At 72.0% G+C, this 15,228-nt stretch carries 15 protein-coding genes; 4 read left to right on the top strand and 11 right to left on the bottom strand.

The genetic code is table 11. From position 1 onward, the window contains the following. From IF22_RS0103250 to IF22_RS0103275, 6 genes are all read right to left on the bottom strand, one after another. Positions 1–824 (bottom strand): non-reducing end alpha-L-arabinofuranosidase family hydrolase (locus tag IF22_RS0103250; protein ID WP_030328218.1); only part of this gene is annotated, 824 nt, incomplete at its 3' end. A gap of 185 nt (positions 825–1,009) precedes the next feature. Further along, positions 1,010–2,092: a hypothetical protein gene (locus IF22_RS0103255; protein ID WP_156057257.1), complete on the bottom strand. Its 1,083-nt coding sequence runs from the start codon at positions 2,090–2,092 to the stop codon at positions 1,010–1,012. Between the two features lie 57 nt (positions 2,093–2,149). Next, complete coding sequence (locus IF22_RS0103260) at positions 2,150–2,593, bottom strand: OsmC family protein (protein ID WP_030328221.1); 444 nt, start codon at positions 2,591–2,593, stop codon at positions 2,150–2,152. 25 nt (positions 2,594–2,618) lie between these two features. Beyond that, positions 2,619–4,361 carry a multicopper oxidase family protein gene (locus tag IF22_RS0103265; protein WP_030328223.1) on the bottom strand — a complete coding sequence of 581 codons (1,743 nt, stop codon included), beginning with the start codon at positions 4,359–4,361 and terminating at the stop codon, positions 2,619–2,621. Further along, complete coding sequence (locus IF22_RS0103270) at positions 4,358–4,807, bottom strand: DUF6220 domain-containing protein (RefSeq protein WP_030328225.1); 450 nt, start codon at positions 4,805–4,807, stop codon at positions 4,358–4,360. Before IF22_RS0103270 ends, IF22_RS0103265 begins: the two co-directional genes overlap by 4 nt. A gap of 10 nt (positions 4,808–4,817) precedes the next feature. Then, the gene (locus IF22_RS0103275) at positions 4,818–5,807 is read right to left on the bottom strand and encodes a carboxymuconolactone decarboxylase family protein (protein ID WP_030328227.1); all 990 of its coding nucleotides are present in this window, start codon (positions 5,805–5,807) and stop codon (positions 4,818–4,820) included. Between the two features lie 144 nt (positions 5,808–5,951). Between IF22_RS0103275 and IF22_RS0103280 the strand changes: the two genes are divergently transcribed. The 3 genes from IF22_RS0103280 (at position 5,952) to IF22_RS0103290 (ending at position 8,635) form a co-directional block, all read left to right on the top strand. Beyond that, positions 5,952–7,082 carry a sensor histidine kinase gene (locus IF22_RS0103280; RefSeq protein WP_051708176.1) on the top strand — a complete coding sequence of 377 codons (1,131 nt, stop codon included), beginning with the start codon at positions 5,952–5,954 and terminating at the stop codon, positions 7,080–7,082. Positions 7,083–7,152: 70 nt separating this feature from the next. Then, positions 7,153–7,815, top strand: a complete 663-nt coding sequence (locus IF22_RS0103285) for a response regulator (protein WP_030328231.1) — start codon at positions 7,153–7,155, stop codon at positions 7,813–7,815. 106 nt (positions 7,816–7,921) lie between these two features. Next, positions 7,922–8,635, top strand: a complete 714-nt coding sequence (locus IF22_RS0103290) for a hypothetical protein (RefSeq protein WP_030328233.1) — start codon at positions 7,922–7,924, stop codon at positions 8,633–8,635. A gap of 13 nt (positions 8,636–8,648) precedes the next feature. Here the strand turns inward: IF22_RS0103290 and IF22_RS0103295 are convergent, their stop codons facing one another. After that, complete coding sequence (locus IF22_RS0103295) at positions 8,649–9,419, bottom strand: class I SAM-dependent methyltransferase (protein ID WP_030328235.1); 771 nt, start codon at positions 9,417–9,419, stop codon at positions 8,649–8,651. 162 nt (positions 9,420–9,581) lie between these two features. On the opposite strand from IF22_RS0103295, the gene IF22_RS0103300 reads away from it, so the two are divergent. Further along, on the top strand, positions 9,582–11,105 hold the full coding sequence (locus tag IF22_RS0103300; protein ID WP_051708140.1) for a gluconokinase: 1,524 nt from the start codon (positions 9,582–9,584) through the stop codon (positions 11,103–11,105). On the opposite strand, the gene IF22_RS0103305 is transcribed toward IF22_RS0103300, so the two are convergent. From IF22_RS0103305 to IF22_RS0103320, 4 genes are read right to left on the bottom strand one after another with little or no spacing between them, the layout of a single operon-like run. Continuing rightward, positions 11,083–11,973, bottom strand: coding sequence for an ABC transporter permease (locus tag IF22_RS0103305; protein WP_156057259.1), 891 nt, complete (start codon positions 11,971–11,973; stop codon positions 11,083–11,085). The two genes, IF22_RS0103300 and IF22_RS0103305, sit on opposite strands and share 23 nt — an antisense overlap. Beyond that, positions 11,973–12,866 carry an ABC transporter permease gene (locus IF22_RS0103310; RefSeq protein WP_030328241.1) on the bottom strand — a complete coding sequence of 298 codons (894 nt, stop codon included), beginning with the start codon at positions 12,864–12,866 and terminating at the stop codon, positions 11,973–11,975. Before IF22_RS0103310 ends, IF22_RS0103305 begins: the two co-directional genes overlap by 1 nt. Beyond that, on the bottom strand, positions 12,863–13,978 hold the full coding sequence (locus tag IF22_RS0103315; RefSeq protein WP_030328244.1) for an ABC transporter ATP-binding protein: 1,116 nt from the start codon (positions 13,976–13,978) through the stop codon (positions 12,863–12,865). The genes IF22_RS0103310 and IF22_RS0103315 overlap by 4 nt, the downstream gene beginning before the upstream one ends. After that, positions 13,975–15,195 carry an ABC transporter substrate-binding protein gene (locus IF22_RS0103320; RefSeq protein ID WP_030328246.1) on the bottom strand — a complete coding sequence of 407 codons (1,221 nt, stop codon included), beginning with the start codon at positions 15,193–15,195 and terminating at the stop codon, positions 13,975–13,977. Before IF22_RS0103320 ends, IF22_RS0103315 begins: the two co-directional genes overlap by 4 nt. Positions 15,196–15,228 lie beyond the last annotated feature (33 nt).

Below are 15,228 nucleotides of genomic sequence, written 5' to 3' on the forward strand. Positions count from 1 at the left end.
TCCGACGACGTCCGGTACGAGAACGCCGGCCCACCCCACTGATACGCCAACACCCAGATGTTGCGCGGCGCGAAGTAGAACAACGACGGCGCCACCGTCGCCGAATTCATCGCGTTCTGACTCGCCGAACCCATCTGCGAGTAATTCGAGAAAAGGCCGAAGTTCATCGAACCCCACCGGGTCCCGGTGTCGTGGGTGGTGGCGTACACGAGCTGCTGGCCGTTGTAGGGGGCGACGGTGAAGTCCTTCAACGACACCCAACCCGACCTCGGCTGCGCCAACGCACCCGTGGACGACCACCGGTACGTCGAGGGCAGGTCACACGTCTGGGTCGGCGGTGGAGTCGTCGGCGGCGGGTCGGTGGGTGGCGGGGTGGTCGGCGGCGGGGTGGTCGGCGGGGTCGTCGTGCCACCGGTGCAGGTGACGCCGTTGAGAGCGAAGCTCGTCGGGTTGGGGTTGCTGCTCGTCCAGGACCCGTTGAACCCGAACGACACAGTGCCGTTGGTCGGGACCGACCCGTTGTAGCTCACGTTCCTCGCCGTCACCGCTGACCCGCTCTGCGTCAGCGATGTGTTCCAGGCCTGCGTCACCGTCTGCCCGGCACCGTAGGACCAGGTCAACGTCCAGCTGCTCAACGGATCACCCAGGTTGGTGATCGCCACGTTGGCGCCGAAGCCGCCCTGCCACTGCGACGACACGGCGTAGCTCACCGAACAACCCTCGGCCGCAGCGCCGGCCGGCAGCGCGGCGACGACTGTCGACGACACCAGTAAACCGACGCCGGCCACAACCAGACCGGCATTGGTGGCTCTGGATCTGGTCATATTGCACCCTCCTCGCGGGACGGCGGCCTACCCGGTGGTGATGGTCGCTGCTCAGTAACTGAATGTGAGCGTTAACAGGCCGCGTCGGGTATGTTACGGGAGCGCTCCCATACCATCAACAACATCTATGCCTGCTTCTCGTTCACCGCCGACTTTCCCGTTGCGCGGACCCGGAGCGGCGCTCCTCAGCCGACAGTGAGGGTGAGCACCCCGAACTGACCGCTGCGCTGCACGTAGTGCGGCAGATAGAACTTCCACGTCACCGTCAGCTCGCGCCCGGCCCGCATCGAGGCCGGCACCTCGGCGACCATCTCGAACACCGCCGTGCCGCCGGCCGGGATCTGCGTGAGCGGGCGGCAGTTCAGCCGGTACAGCTGGGCCGAGTTCACCGCGTCGTTCGTCGCGTCGCCGAGCGAGAACCGTTCCATCAGGTAGGCCGGGCAGGGGTCCAACGCGAGGGGACCGTCGGTCGGGTTGCCGAGGGTCACCCGGAAGGAGACCCGCGAACCGGCGGCGGCGGTTGGCGGCCCCTGAACAGCGACGGTGAGCTGGTCGAGCGGCGAGGACGGAGGCTTCGACATCGCCACCGGCTCGGTGAACCCACTGGCGGACAACGTCGCCCGGGCGCGAGGGTTGACCCCCTCCCCCTGCGGACAGCCCGGGCGCTCATCGGCCGTGACCGGCGCGCGCAGGGTGCCCCCGTCGTGCGGCAGCTCGATCGCGAGCTCGAACAGCCCGAGGGGCTGGCAGAACGGCCCGGACCAGTCCAGGCGCAGGCTGGCGTGGCCACCGGCCGGCACGGCAACGACCCGGGAGCGGCCCTCCTCGTTGATGCCGTGGGTGTAGAGCATCGGGACCTCGCGGCCGCCGACGAGCATCCTGGTGGGCACCTCGCCCTGCAGCGTGCACTCCTTCTTCGACGCGTTCCGCACGTCCACTTCGCCGATGAGCTTGCCGATGGCGGCGTCGAAGCCGCGAGGCTTCTCACCGCCGGTGCCCGGCCGGGTCCAGCTGGTGAGCCGGCCGGTCAGCTGCTCCGCACGGCACGGCTCGCTGCCGCGGGCCGGCCTCCTCGGCTCGGCGGGGCGGCCGTTGAGGTCCTCGTCGGTGATCTTCAGGTCGGCCCAGGGGACGCTGCCGTCGGCGAGCAGTTCGGTGGGCACCGGCTCCGCCTCCGTCGGGTCCGGCTGCCCCGGCCGGGCGTTCGGCTCGGCGCAGGCCACCGCCGCGGCGAGGACGATCAGCAGTGGCACAAGTAGTCGACGCATCCCGTCACCCTCACACGAACGACCGCACCGGACCTGAGTAGCCGGGCTCAGTGACGATCACTCCGCGGTGGGCGCGGACGACTCGACGATGGACACGGCAGTGCCGAGCTCGACGGTACGGGAGACGGTGCACAACCGGTCGTGCGACTGCTGCAGCGACCGGGGCAGCGCCGCACGGGCCTGGTCGCCGTCCGCGCCCTCCGGAAACGTCACGGTGAACTCGACCCGCAGGTTCTGCATCCGGTTGCCGCCCGCCTCGTCGCGGATCTTGTCACCGGTGACGGCGACGGTGAAACCGGTCGGCTCCGCACGGCGGCTGGTGATGTGGTCCACGTCCACAGCGGTGCAGCCGCCGATGGCGGCCAACAGCAGCTCCACCGGCGTGAAACTGCCGTCCTTACCCGTGCCCAGCGACACCGACCCGCCACGGACGTTCCGCACGACGTAGTTGCCCAGGCTGGAGCGCTCGATCGCCACCGAGCGGAAGGTGTCCTCAGTCATGGCTGAAACCTACCGGCATCCGTGATCAGGAGTACATGAGATGCAGCGTCATCCCGGCATCGGCGTGCGCCAGGTTGTGGCAGTGGTTGGCCCACATCCCGGGGTTGTCGGCCCGGAACGCCACCTTCCACACCTCGCCCGGACGGACGTCGAACGAGTCCAGCCACAGCGGGCTGCCGACCGCCGGCTCGCCGTCGCGGGCCAGCACCAGGACGTGGTGGCCGTGCAGGTGCCACGGGTGCACCACCTGCGACCGGTTGACGATGGTGAACAGCACGACGTCGCCCCGGCGTACGACCTGCGGTGGGATGTCCGGGTCGGCCGCGCCGTTGACGGTGTGGGCGTAGCGCGGCAGCAATCCGCGCAGGTCGAGGCCGCGGTCGAGAACGAGGGTGAACGTCCGGTCGAACCGGGGCCAGGGCACCGCCGCGGTAGCGCCGTAGCCGAGCGGATCGAGCACCGGCCAGGCGCCGGTCGCCGTCGACACCGGGCCGGTCGAGTAGACCGCCCGTCCGTCGACGAACAGCGACACCGGGGTCGCCGGCGCGGTGAAGACCAGGTCGTAGCGGCCCCCGGCGGGGATCAGCACGGCGGTGTCCACCAGCGGTGTCGGGCCCCGCAGGTCGACGCCGTCGATCGCGGCCACCAGGAACGCGGTCCCCGCCAGGGCGTACCGGTGCGTGGTGCTGTCGGTGTTGATCAGCCGCAACCGCACCGGCACGCCGGCCTCCACCCGCTGCACTGTCGGCGCGGGCAGCGGACGCCCCGCCAGGGTGTGCACCGGCACCGTGACGTCGAGGCCGCTGACCGACCCCGGTCGCACCACCAGCACACCGTAGAGACCCATCCGGACGCCGACATCGGAGGCCGAGTGCGTGTGGTACCAGTACGTTCCGGCCTGGTCGGCGCGGAACCGGTAGACGAACTCCTGCCCGGGTCGCACCGCCGCCTGGGTCACCCCGGGCACCCCGTCCTGGTCGTTCGGCACGTCGTACCCGTGCCAGTGCAGCGTGACGCCGCGCCCGATGTCCCGGTTGCGCAGCGTCACCTCCAGGATGTCGCCGACGGTGGCGGTCAACTCCGGTCCGGGTACCTGCGCGTTGAACGCCCACGCCGCCACGTCCCGGCCGCCCGCGTTCACAGTGGCGGTCCCGGCCGTCAGGGTGAACCGTCTGGTGGGTTCGGCGGAGATCCGGGTCGCCGCCGGAAAGCCATGATCGTGCGGTACGGCGGGGGCGGTCTCCGGGGCGACGGTCAGCCCGGTTCCGGTGACCAGCGCCGCGACCGCCACCGCGACCGCCACCCGGGACACCGGCCGCGACGGGCGCGCGCCGAGGGCACGCCCCGAGATCACCGTCGCCGCGACGACCCCGGCGACCGCGAGCAGCCCCGCCCCCGCCGACGCCGGATAACCGTGCAGGACCGTCACGAGCAGGGCGCTGCCCGTGGCGTACCCGGCGAAGAGCAGCGCAAGCGCGACGGCCCGGACGTCACCCCGGGCCCGCAACAGCCGCGGACCGGCGACGGCCACCGCCGCGAGCGACAGGGGGGCGGCGATGAGAACCTTCTCCGCGGCGAACCACCAGCCGGCGCGGGCCAGGGCGGTGATCGTGATCGCGCGGGCGAGCGTCGCGACCAGCGCGACCGCCGCCAGTCCCAGTGCGAGCGGGCGGCGTCGCGCGACGGACGCGGCACCACCACCCAACCAGGCGCCGGCCGCGAGGACCGCGATCACGAGGTCGACCGCGAGCAGCGACCCGGTGCTCACGCCGGCTCCACTTCCCGGGCGGGAACCCCGGCCTCGGCCGGCACCAGGCCGGCCAGCTTCCGGGCCGCCCGGTGGACGCCGACCACGACGTGCACCGCGATGATTCCGTTGAGCGCGTGCAGCCCGCCGATGGTGAGGCCGAGCGGAGTGCTGACGCCCGACGCGTCGGCGAACCCGTTGGCGAGCATGGCGATGAGCGGTTGGAGGACGACGAGGCCGACCGGCAGCACCGCCAGCCCGATGAGCCGGCCCGGCGCCTTCGCCAGCGCGGCGAACAGGACGGTGAGCAGTGTGAGAACCGGGATGACCGCCATGCCGTTGACGCTGTGCAACGCGTACGCGCCGTCGCCGGCCGGCTTCGTGAACCCGCCCACCGCGGCGAAGATGAACTGGAGGGCGAACGCGACGAGCGTCAGCGCGCTGATGACGACGAGAGCCTTGCGCATGGAATACCTCCTAGAGGTGCGCCGAGGCGAGAGCCCGGGCGACATGATCGGTGGCCGTGATCGCCCCGTACGCGACCAGCCGCACGAGGTCGGCGTCGGCCGGGTGGGAGAGCCGCCACAGCGCGACGTCGCCCGGGCTGATCGCGCTGGGAGCGAACGCCGCCAGCAACGCGATCCGCGTCCCGATGCGGTCCGTGCCCGGCACGTCCCGCACCAGGTCGACGGCCCAGTCCGCAGGCCGGGCCGGGAACCGCCCGTCCTCCCAGCGCACGGTCGCCGTGACGGTCTCGCGCGCCACCTCGCCCAGCAGCTCCCCACCGCGGTTGGCGGCATCGCGCAACGACGCGTAGGCGACACCCACCGGGCTGTCCCCCGCCCAGGCCGGCGCCGCCGTCGCGTCGGCGTCGAGCAGCGGGAGGCTCCGGCCGGGTTCCTTCGGCTCCCGGGCCGCCCTGGCGTAGAGCCGGCCTCCGACCGAGCGCACCAGTGGGGAGCGTTGCAGGCCGCCGGGGAGCAGATCGGGGTCGAGCAACGCCGAGACGACCCGGTTGATGAAGTGGAACACCAGCAGGGTGCCGGTGATCTCCACCCGGTACGGGCTGGTCCAGTCGGCGGCTCTGGGACTGCGGCTGGCCTGTGCCCACTCGACGAGCCGGGCGTGTTCCGGCTCGGGTGGCGTCTCACCCCGGGCAACGGCCTCGGCGAGCTTCGACGCGCCCAGCGCGTGCAGCAGCAGCACGTGGGCGTCGACGCAGAACTGACAGCGGTTGGCCCGGGACACGACGGTCGCGACGAGTTCCCGCTCGACCCGGGAAGCGTCGCCGGCGAGCAGCGCCTCCCGCATCAACGCCCAGGTCGCGGCCAGCACCTCCGGCACCGCCGACAGCGCCTGGAAGGTCGGCAACGGCCCGAGGAAGTCGTCGCGCAGCTGTTGGTAGACCGCCGCGGTGAGGCCGGTGGCCGCCCTCGTCGGTGTGGGGGTGAAGAAGCGGTATGTCATGGGCTCGATGCTTGTTGCGGCGGGCCGGGAAAGCGTCGTTCCGGTGCAGACACTTGCCGGGTCGCCGATACCGCGCCCGTGGTACGCGGCAGGTACCACGCGCGCGGGATGCTGCACCGGCGGCGGCCGTTCTACAGTGCGACAATGCGCCGCGACCTCCCGTACGCCCTCGGCGGTCTCGCCCTCGGCGTCCTCCTGCTCGGCAACGCCGCGCTCACCCCGGACGCCGCGACGGTCGAGGTGCTCGACGTCGCCCTGGTCCTGGCCATGGTGGTGGCCCTGGCGGTGTGCCGGCGCTACCCGGTGGTGGCGCTGGGCGTGGTCACCGTCGCCATGCTGGCCGTTCACCTCCGGGTGCACCCCGGGGTGTCCGCCGCGTTCCCCGTTCTCGGCGCGGTGTACCTCGCCGCCTGGCAGGGGCACCGATCGGCGGCCGTCGTGGCCAGTGTCGCCTTCCTCGGCGGCTTCCTGGCCCGCGACGTCTCGGTGGCGCCGCCCGGCCAGCCGGGGCAGGTGATCCTCGAGCGGACGGCCCTGCTGTTCGGCTGGTTCGTGGCCGCCAACGTCGCCGGGCTCGTCGGACGGCAGCGTCGGGCGTACCTGGAGCAGGTCGAGCAGCGGGCGGTCGAAGCCGAACGCACCCGCGAGGAGATGGCGTTGCGGCGTGCCGGGGAGGAGCGGCTGCGCATCGCCCGCGACCTGCACGACTCGCTGACCCACAGCATCTCGGTGATCAAGGTGCAGGCCGGGATCGCCGTGCACCTGGCCCGCAAACACGGCGAGGCGCCGTCGGCCGCCCTGCTGGCGATCCAGGAGGCCAGCGGCGCTGCCATGCGGGAACTCCGGACCACCCTCGACGTCCTGCGCGCGCCCACCGACGCCGATCGCGTCGGGCTGGCCCGGGTGGACGAGCTGGCCCAGCGGACCCGGGCGGTCGGCGTACCGGTGCAGGTGACCGTCACCGGTCAGCGCGGGGACCTGCCCGACGAGGTCGACCAGGCCGGATACCGGGTCATCCAGGAGGCACTGACCAACGTGGCCCGCCACGCCGGCCCCGCGACCGCGCACATCCAGGTGGAGTACGCCCCGGCGGGGCTCACCGTCGCGGTCACCGACGACGGTCGGGCGTCACCGGGCCAGCCGCTGACCCCGGGCGTGGGTCTGCGGGGCATGCGGGAGCGGGTCAGCGCACTGGGCGGCACCCTGCGGGCCGCCGCGCACGACGACCACGGGTTCACCGTGCGGGCCACCTTCCCGTTGGACGGCCCGCGGTGACCGGCCGATCGAGCCAGGCCCGAGCGAGCCGGGCCGGAGCGCGCGGCACCCGCCGGCCGCCGGGGCCGCGATGATCAGGGTGCTGCTCGCCGACGACCAGGCGCTGATGCGAGCCGGCTTCCGGGCACTGCTCGACGCCGAGGACCACCTGGAGGTCGTCGGCGAGGCGACCGACGGCAGCTCGGCCGTCCACCTGTCGCGACGCCTGCGCCCGGACGTCGTCCTGATGGACGTGCAGATGCCCGGTCTCGACGGCATCGAGGCCACCCGGCGCATCGCCGCCGATCCCGACCTCGCCGGCATCCGGGTTCTCATCCTGACCAACTACGGGCTCGACTCCTACGTCTTCGCCGCCCTACGGGCGGGCGCCAGCGGCTTCCTCCTCAAGGACGCCGACCCCGCCGACCTGCTGCACGCCGTCGCCGTCGTCGCGCGCGGGGACGCGCTGCTCGCGCCGACCGTCACCCGCACGCTGATCAGTGAGTTCGTGGCCGGCCCACCGCCGGCCGAGCCGACGGCCGGCCGCGACGTGCTGACCGCCCGGGAGCAGGAGATCGTCGAGCTGGTCGCCCGTGGGTTGACCAACGACGAGATCGCCGCGCGCATGGTGATCAGTCCGCTGACCGCCAAGACACACGTCAACCGGGCGATGACGAAGCTGCACTGCCGCGACCGGGCCCAACTGGTCGTGTGGGCGTACGAGTCAGGGCTGATCACGCCCCGTCGCCGGTGAGCGCCGCCCCGGACAGCGGAGTCGATCAACCCCCTTGGCGACACCGGGAAGAGGCGACGCACTAGCATTGCCGCCGTCCGCGACGGCTCTGCTGAATCGAGGCGACATGCGTTGGCTCCGTCGGTTGCTGGGCGGTAGGCGGGTCCAGCTCGACCCGGGACGCCAGCAGGCGCTGCTGCACGACGTCCAGTCCCGGTACGGCTCCCACGCGCGGATCCGGTTCAACGACCAGGTCGAGGCGCTCACCGGTTCGCTGGACAGCGACGACGGCCTGGTGGTGGCGACCCGGATCGTGAGTCAGGTAGCCGACGAGGCCCATGTGGACCTGCAGGCCCAGGCCCAGGAGATCCACCGGCGGACGGGCCGGCGGCTGCTGGTGCACCGCCGCAACTACCGGCCGCTGTGGAAGGAGGCCGGCCCGGCCCTGCGCTGGCCGCTGTTCGCGCTGCCGTGCGGCTTCCACCCGTACGCGCAGGTGGCGGCCGCCGTCACGGTGGTCGGCAGCCGGGCGCCCCGGCTCGACCGGGTGACCGACCCGAACCCGTTGCTGACCCGCGTGTTCGAGGTGCTCGACCTCACCACCTCCGGCTGGGAGTACGGCCGGGTGCGGGTGGACACCGACGCCGCCGCCCTGGCCGATCGACTGATCTCCAGCGCCGGGCGGGTCCTGGTGGCCATGGACGACCCGCCGCGACTGCCACCTGCCGTCCGTGAGCTGATGCGTCGCAACAACACCGTCGCCGTGCACGATCCGGCCGGTCCACGGACGGTCGGCGGGATCAACCTGGGTGCGCGGATGCGCGAGGAGTTCCTGGTCTGACCGCCCGGTGGTGCTACCGCTCGGTGCGTCGACGCGCGAGGTGCACGACGATGTCGGCGCTGAGCTCGACAGTCTCGGGCAGGATCTGCTCGATCTGGCGGAAGAGCCGCCCCTGCGCCTCGCTCGGCAGTTCGAGGTACGCCGAGACCGTCGACAGGTAGCCGACGTAGTCGCGCGCGCTCATCGTCAGACGCCGCTCGATCACGCTCTGCTGGACATCGGTGAACCATTCGGAGCGGCGCAGTTCGGTGCCCGGCCACTGCATGGCCTCTTCCGGGGGCGTGCCGTCGGGAGACGGGATCTCGTCGCTGTCCCGGAACGGTGCCCGGACGGCGCGGACGGCGTCCGCCACGGCCGGGTCGGTCAGCTGGACCGGTCCGCCGAACGAGGCGAACACGCCGCCCGGTTCCAGCAGCGCCGCCATCCGCGACCAGCGACCCGCCGGTCTCGTCCAGTGCAGTGCCGCCGCCACGTAGACCAGGTCGTACCTCGCCGCGCCCGGCCGTAGGTCCTCGAACGCGGCGGGTACGGTCCGAACGTCGGCGGGCACGTGCTGGCGCAGCTCGGCGAGCATGGCCCCGTCCGGCTCGGTCGCGGTGACAGTGACCTCCCGGGCGGTGAACAGCCGGGTCGCCTTGCCGGTGCCGGCACCGATCTCCAGGGCCGTTCGGATCGGCCGACCCGCGTACGTCGACACCAGGTCGACAAGCTCGACGGGGTACCCCGGTCGGTACCGCTCGTACCGTTTCGCCACCATCCCGAAGCTCAGCGCCCGAGCAGACATGCCGACGATCCTGTCACGACCCGTGTCGGCGGTGCCCGGTCTTTCCGAGCCCGACCCTTCCGAGCCCGACCCTTCCGAGCCCGACCGGCGGCTGCCACCGCCGTGACGACAACTGCGCGCAACCGCTTGCCGGCCCGCGCAGCGCCGCTCGACCATGTGCGGATGCAGCCGGAGCGTCGGGTGATCGTCGGAGTCGACGTGGGCACCACCGCCGCGCGGGCGGTCGCGTTCACGTTGGACGGCACCGCCCGACACGTCGCTACCCGGGCGTACCCGGTGGTGGAGCCGGTGCCCGGCTGGCGGGTACAGGAGCCGGACGTGCTCGTGGCGGCCACCCTGGCGGCCACCTCCGCGTGCGTGGCCGGCACCGCCGGGGCGGAGGTGGTCGCCCTCGCGCTGAGTTCCGCCAGGTACGGCCTCATCGGGTTGGACGCGGCGATGACGCCGGTGACACCGCTGCTGACCGGGCGTGACACGCGGTCGGCGGAGGCGGCCCGCGAACTGCTGTCGTCCGGTCAGAGCCGGGAGCTGCACCGGTCGACAGGTACGCCGGTGCACCCGAGAAACCCGCTCTGCAAGCTCCTGTGGTTCGCCCGGCACGAGCCGTACCTCTGCACGGCGACCCGGTGGTGGGTCGGCCTCAAGGACTATGTGGTCCATCGGCTCACCGGGATGTTGGTGACCGAGTTGTCCTCGGCATCCGGCACCGGGATGTTCGACGTGCACCGTCGGGCGTGGAGTTCCGCGGTCCTCGACCTCGCCGGAGTGTCCGAGAGCCAACTGCCTCCGGTGCTGCCCACCACGGCGGTGCTGCGGCTGTCGCCGGCGGCCGGGCGCGCGGTCGGTCTGCCGCCGGGCACACCCGTCGTGGTGGGTGCGGGTGACGGTCCGTTGCGGAGCCTGGGCGCGGCGGCGACCGAGCACACCGTCGGCGGCCTGACGCTCGGGGCCACCGGGGCGCTGCGGACCGTCGTCAGGGCACCCCGCACCGACGCGGCCGAGACCTTCTCCTGTGCGGCGCTGACCGAGGACGCGTGGGTCGTCCGCGGGTCGGTCGGCAACGGCGGCAACGTGGTGCGGTGGGCGGCACGGGTTCTCGGCGACGACAACGCCACCCCCGCGCTGCTGGATCTCGCCGCGCGGATCGCACCGGGCAGCGACGGAGTCGTGATGCTGCCGTACCTGTGGGCCGACCCGGCCGCGCCGGAGGGCTGCGCGCCGCCCGGCGCGTTCCTGGGGCTGCGCGGCGAGCACTCACGCGCTCACCTGGTCCGGGCCGCCGTGGAGGGCGTCTGCCTGCAACTCGGCGGTGTCCGTGACCGGCTGGCCGAGCTGACGCCGATCGGCAGCGTACGGCTGACCGGGGGCGCCTTCCGGTCTCCGCTGTGGCGCGAGGTGATGGCGGCGGTCCTGGACTGCCCCGTCCAGGTGGCGGGCGCGGCCGACCAGGTCACCCTCGGCGCGGCGGCGCTCGGGCTCTTCGCGATCGGCCACACCGCCGACCTCCAGGCGGCGGTCACCCAGCTCGACCCGGGGGCCGGCGGCGACCGCGTCACTGTCGACCCGGCGCTCGCCACGGCCTACCGCGGTCTGCGGACCAGGCTGCCCACGCTCGTCACGGTGGCGGGTCGTCTGGGTGAGATCCTCGACGCCGGCACCGGGCTCAGTGCTCCGGCTCGTCCTTGACCTGCGCCACGAGCTGGGTCGGGTTCACGTAGCGCAGTGCGACGACGAGCAGGACCAGCATCATCGAGGTGTAGATGACCGCCATGGCGTCGACCGACTGCTGGGCCCGGATCCCGGACGCGGACATCGAGTAGTACAGCGCCACCACCAGGGTCTGCGAGTCGGGCCCGGCGGTCAGGAAGGTCAGCTCGAACATCCCCACGGTCCGGACCAGCACGAGGATCGCGGAGGCGAGGATGCCCGGCACCAGCAGCGGAGTGAGGACCCGGAGGAACACCGTGCGCAGGCCGGCGCCGCACATGCGCGCGGCGCTCTCGATCCGCGGGTCGATCTGCTCGATGAACGGGGTCATGGTCAGGATGACGAACGGCACCGACGGTACGAGGTTGGCCAACACCACCCCGGACAGGTGCCCGGCCAGGCCGAACTTGTAGAGGACTGTCGCCAGCGGGATGCCGTACGTGATCGGGGGCATCAGGATGGGCAGCAGGAACACCAGGAAGATCAGCCGCTTGCCCGGGAACGAGCGTCGCGCGAGGGCATAGGCGGCCGGCACGCCGATCAGCAGCGAGAGGCCCACGACGAGAACGGAGACCTCCAGGGTCACGACGATGACCTGGAGCAGCGCGAACTCGTCCCAGGCCCGGACGTACCAGTCGGTGGTGTAGCCGTCCGGGAGCCAGGTGTCGAACCATCGCCTGCCGAACGAGCTGACCAGCACGGACGCCACGACGCCCAGCAGGTTGAGGAAGAAGAAGATGACGACGCCCCACACGATCCAGGCGGCCGGCCGCGCGGCGATGCGCCGCCGCCGGTCGGTGCTGGTGGCGGGGGGCCGCGCCGGTGGGGCCTGGGTGGTCGTTGCCATCAGCCCTTGCCTCCGGTGGAGCCGGTGTAGAAGCGGCTGCGGGCGGCGAGCACCACAGCGATGACGACCAGCTCGACGAAGCCCATGATCATGGCGATCGCCGACGCGTACGGATAGTCGTACTGCTCGTACGCGGCCTGGTAGGCGGCGAGGGAGATGACCCGGGTCTCACCGGCCGGGTTGCCGACCAGAACCGCCGACGGGAACACGCTGAACGCCAGGACGAACGTCAGGCAGAAGGTCGTGGCCAGGCCGGGCATCAGCAGCGGCAGGGTGATCCGGGTGAACCGGTGACGCCAGTCCGCGCCCAGCGTCGCGGCGGCCCGTTCCAGGGTCGGGTCGATGCCGGACAGGTACGAGAGCACCAGCAGGAACGCGAACGGAAAGCCGGTGATCACCAGCGAGAGGAACACACCCCAGTAGTTGTGGGTCAGCCGCACCGGCTCGTCGACGAGGTTGGTGGCCAGCAGGACACGGTTGAACCAGCCGGTCGGGCCGAGGAAGTTCAACAACCCCTGGGCGGTGAGGACGGTGCCGAGCGTGATCGGCACGACCAGCAGGGTGGTGACCAACCGCTTGCCCCGGAACCGGCCGCGCATCCGGTAGGCGATCGGCACCGCGGCGAGCACGTTCAGGAGCGCGGCGGGCAACGCGATCCGCAGTGTGATGCCGATCGTTCCCCGCTCGTAGGAGTCGGAGAAGAACCGGGCGTAGTCGCTGAACGGCCCGCCGGTGGTCGGCTGGAACGAGAGCGTCAGCCCGTAGAAGAACGGGTAGAGGAACAGGGCGATGACGAAGACCAGCGCCGGGACCAGCAACCAGAGCTGACGGTCGACGCCCCGCTCGGCGAGGCGGTGCTGCCAGTGCGTCAGCGGCCGCCCGGACCGGCTCACCGCGTCGCCCCCGAGGCCTGCGGGACGCGGTTGGTCTGCGCCGCCGCCGCGTCGGCGGGATAGACGAGCAGCCGCTGCGGGTCGACCCCGAGCCTGACCTGGTCGCCCGGGGCGATCCGCCGCTCGGTGCGCAGGTGCAGCAGCAGCCCGGTGTCGGTGCGGGCCTCGGCCGCCAACTCGCGGCCCTGATACTCCACCACCTCGACGGTCGCCGACAGGGCGTTGTGGGCCTCGCCGGGCCCGTCGACGCGGATGTCCTCGGGGCGCACCGCGAGCACTGCCTCCGCCTCGGCCTGGACGTCGCCCACCACCTCGCCGAGCAGACGGTGCCCGGACGACTCGACGGTGGCCCGCGCGCCGTCCCGCCGCTCCACCCGCCCCCGCCACAGGTTGCGGTAGCCCATGAAGTCGGCGACGTGCCAGTTCGCCGGTCGGGTGTGCAGCTCGCGCGGCGAGCCGATCTGCTGCACCCGCCCCTCCCGCAGCACCACCAGCCGGTCGGCCAGGGAGAGCGCCTCCTCCTGGTCGTGGGTCACGTAGACGGTGGTGAGCCCCAGCGACTGGTGCAGCCGGCGGATCTCGGTCCGCATCTCCAGGCGCAGCTTCGCGTCGAGGTTGCTCAGCGGCTCGTCCATCAGCACCAGGGACGGCTCGAACACGACGGCGCGGGCGATGGCGACGCGCTGCTGCTGTCCACCCGAGAGCTGACCGGGCAGTTTGTCGACGTGGTCCTCCAGTCGCACCAGCCGCACCGCCTCGTCCGTACGCCGGCGCGTCTCCTCCTTGGGCAGCCGCCGCATACGCAGCCCGAAGGCGATGTTCGCCCGGACGGTCAGGTGCGGGAAGAGGGCGTAGCTCTGGAACACCATGCCGAAGCCGCGCCGCTCCGGCGGCAGTGTGTCGATGCGGCGCTCGTCCTGCCAGATGCTCCCCGCCGTCAACGGCAGCAGCCCGGCCAGGCAGTTCAACGCCGTCGACTTGCCACAGCCGGACGGGCCGAGCAGGGCGATGAACTCCCCCGCCCCGATCGTCAGGTCCAGCTCGGTGAGCGCGGCCTGGCCGCCGAACCGTCGGGACACCCCGTCCAGCCGCAGCTGGGAGAAGGCGCTCATCCCTGCTTGACCTTCCCGCCGCCGATCTCACGGTCCCAGCGGCTGAACGCCGCCACCAGGCTCTTCGCGTCGAGCGGAACCTCGGTCGGGTTTCCGGCGATCAGCGCGTCGTACTCCGGGCGACCGAACTCCCGGATCGCGTCCTGACTCTTCTGCGGGGCCGAGGAGAGCTGGACCTCCTTGATCGCCGGGCCCGGGTAGAAGTAACCCTCGTCGTACGCCTTCGCCTGCTGTTCGGGGGTGAGCATGAACGCCAACAGGGCCAGCACCGCGGCCTGGGTGTCGGTCGACACGCCCTTGGGCATGACGGCGTAGTGCGCGTCGGTGACCCAGTGGAAGCCGTCGATCGGGGTGATCCTGGCCTCCTTGGGCACGGTGCCGAGCACCCGCGGGTTGATGTCCCAACCGGTCGTGCTGACGATGAGGTGCGCGGTGCCGTTGGCGAGGTTCTTCATCGTCTCTGTGGTGCCGGACGGGTAGTAGTCGACGTACTGGCCCAGCTCCTTGAGGAAGGCCCACGTCTTGTCCCATCCCGCGGTGGGGTCCTTGGGGTTCGAGTCGCCCAGGATGTAGGGCAGCCCCATCAGGAAGGTCCGGCCTGGGCCCGAGTTGGCCGGGCGGGCGTACTGGAATTTCCTGGGGTTGGCCTTGGCCCAGGCGAGCAGCGCGTCCGCGCTGGTGGGTGGCGTCGGAAGGCGCGACGGCAGGTATTCGAGCAGCGGGCCGGACGGGTAGTAGGTGACGGTGACCCCCGCGTTGCCGGCGAGCTGCTGCATCGCGGCGGCCGGTGCCAGGTAGTCGCGCATGCCGCCGAGGCGGTCCTGGAAGGTCGGCAACACGTCGATCCAGAGCCCCTGCTCGATCCCGGCGGCCAGGCCGTCGACGCCGGTCAGCACGAGACCGATGTCCACCCGGTCCGCCCCCTGCTGGGCCTTGATCTTTCCGGCCAGCTCGGGTGCCGGTGCCTTCGAATACGTCACCCGGGAGATCACGTCGGGGTTCTTCGAGACGAACTCGTCGATCATCCCCTGGGTCAACTGGAGGTTGCCCGCCACGTCCAGGACGTTGAGGGTGACGGCCTTGCCGGGCCGCTGTGGCACCTCGCCAGTGGTGTCGCCGGTGGTGTCACCGGGAGCCTCGGGTGCTCCACACCCGACCGCGCCCACCAGCAGCGACGATGCCGTGACCAGGAGAGCGCCGCGCCGCGTCATACCCATGAGCCGTTCCCTCCGCCAGGTGTCATCGGTGCT

This window comes from Micromonospora parva (assembly GCF_000718515.1).
GTDB classification, from domain to species: Bacteria; Actinomycetota; Actinomycetes; order Mycobacteriales; family Micromonosporaceae; genus Micromonospora; species Micromonospora parva.

Excerpts from the sequence above, each read along its gene's own strand:
- IF22_RS0103285 (WP_030328231.1), top strand. The coding sequence starts at position 7,153 with ATGATCAGGGTGCTGCTCGCCGACGACCAGGCGCTGATGCGAGCCGGC.
- IF22_RS0103260 (WP_030328221.1), bottom strand. The coding sequence starts at position 2,593 with ATGACTGAGGACACCTTCCGCTCGGTGGCGATCGAGCGCTCCAGCCTG.
- IF22_RS0103320 (WP_030328246.1), bottom strand. The coding sequence starts at position 15,195 with ATGGGTATGACGCGGCGCGGCGCTCTCCTGGTCACGGCATCGTCGCTG.
- IF22_RS0103295 (WP_030328235.1), bottom strand. The coding sequence starts at position 9,419 with ATGTCTGCTCGGGCGCTGAGCTTCGGGATGGTGGCGAAACGGTACGAG.
- IF22_RS0103270 (WP_030328225.1), bottom strand. The coding sequence starts at position 4,807 with ATGCGCAAGGCTCTCGTCGTCATCAGCGCGCTGACGCTCGTCGCGTTC.
- IF22_RS0103315 (WP_030328244.1), bottom strand. The coding sequence starts at position 13,978 with ATGAGCGCCTTCTCCCAGCTGCGGCTGGACGGGGTGTCCCGACGGTTC.
- IF22_RS0103305 (WP_156057259.1), bottom strand. The coding sequence starts at position 11,973 with ATGGCAACGACCACCCAGGCCCCACCGGCGCGGCCCCCCGCCACCAGC.
- IF22_RS0103300 (WP_051708140.1), top strand. The coding sequence starts at position 9,582 with ATGCAGCCGGAGCGTCGGGTGATCGTCGGAGTCGACGTGGGCACCACC.
- IF22_RS0103290 (WP_030328233.1), top strand. The coding sequence starts at position 7,922 with ATGCGTTGGCTCCGTCGGTTGCTGGGCGGTAGGCGGGTCCAGCTCGAC.
- IF22_RS0103255 (WP_156057257.1), bottom strand. The coding sequence starts at position 2,092 with ATGCGTCGACTACTTGTGCCACTGCTGATCGTCCTCGCCGCGGCGGTG.
- IF22_RS0103280 (WP_051708176.1), top strand. The coding sequence starts at position 5,952 with ATGCGCCGCGACCTCCCGTACGCCCTCGGCGGTCTCGCCCTCGGCGTC.
- IF22_RS0103275 (WP_030328227.1), bottom strand. The coding sequence starts at position 5,807 with ATGACATACCGCTTCTTCACCCCCACACCGACGAGGGCGGCCACCGGC.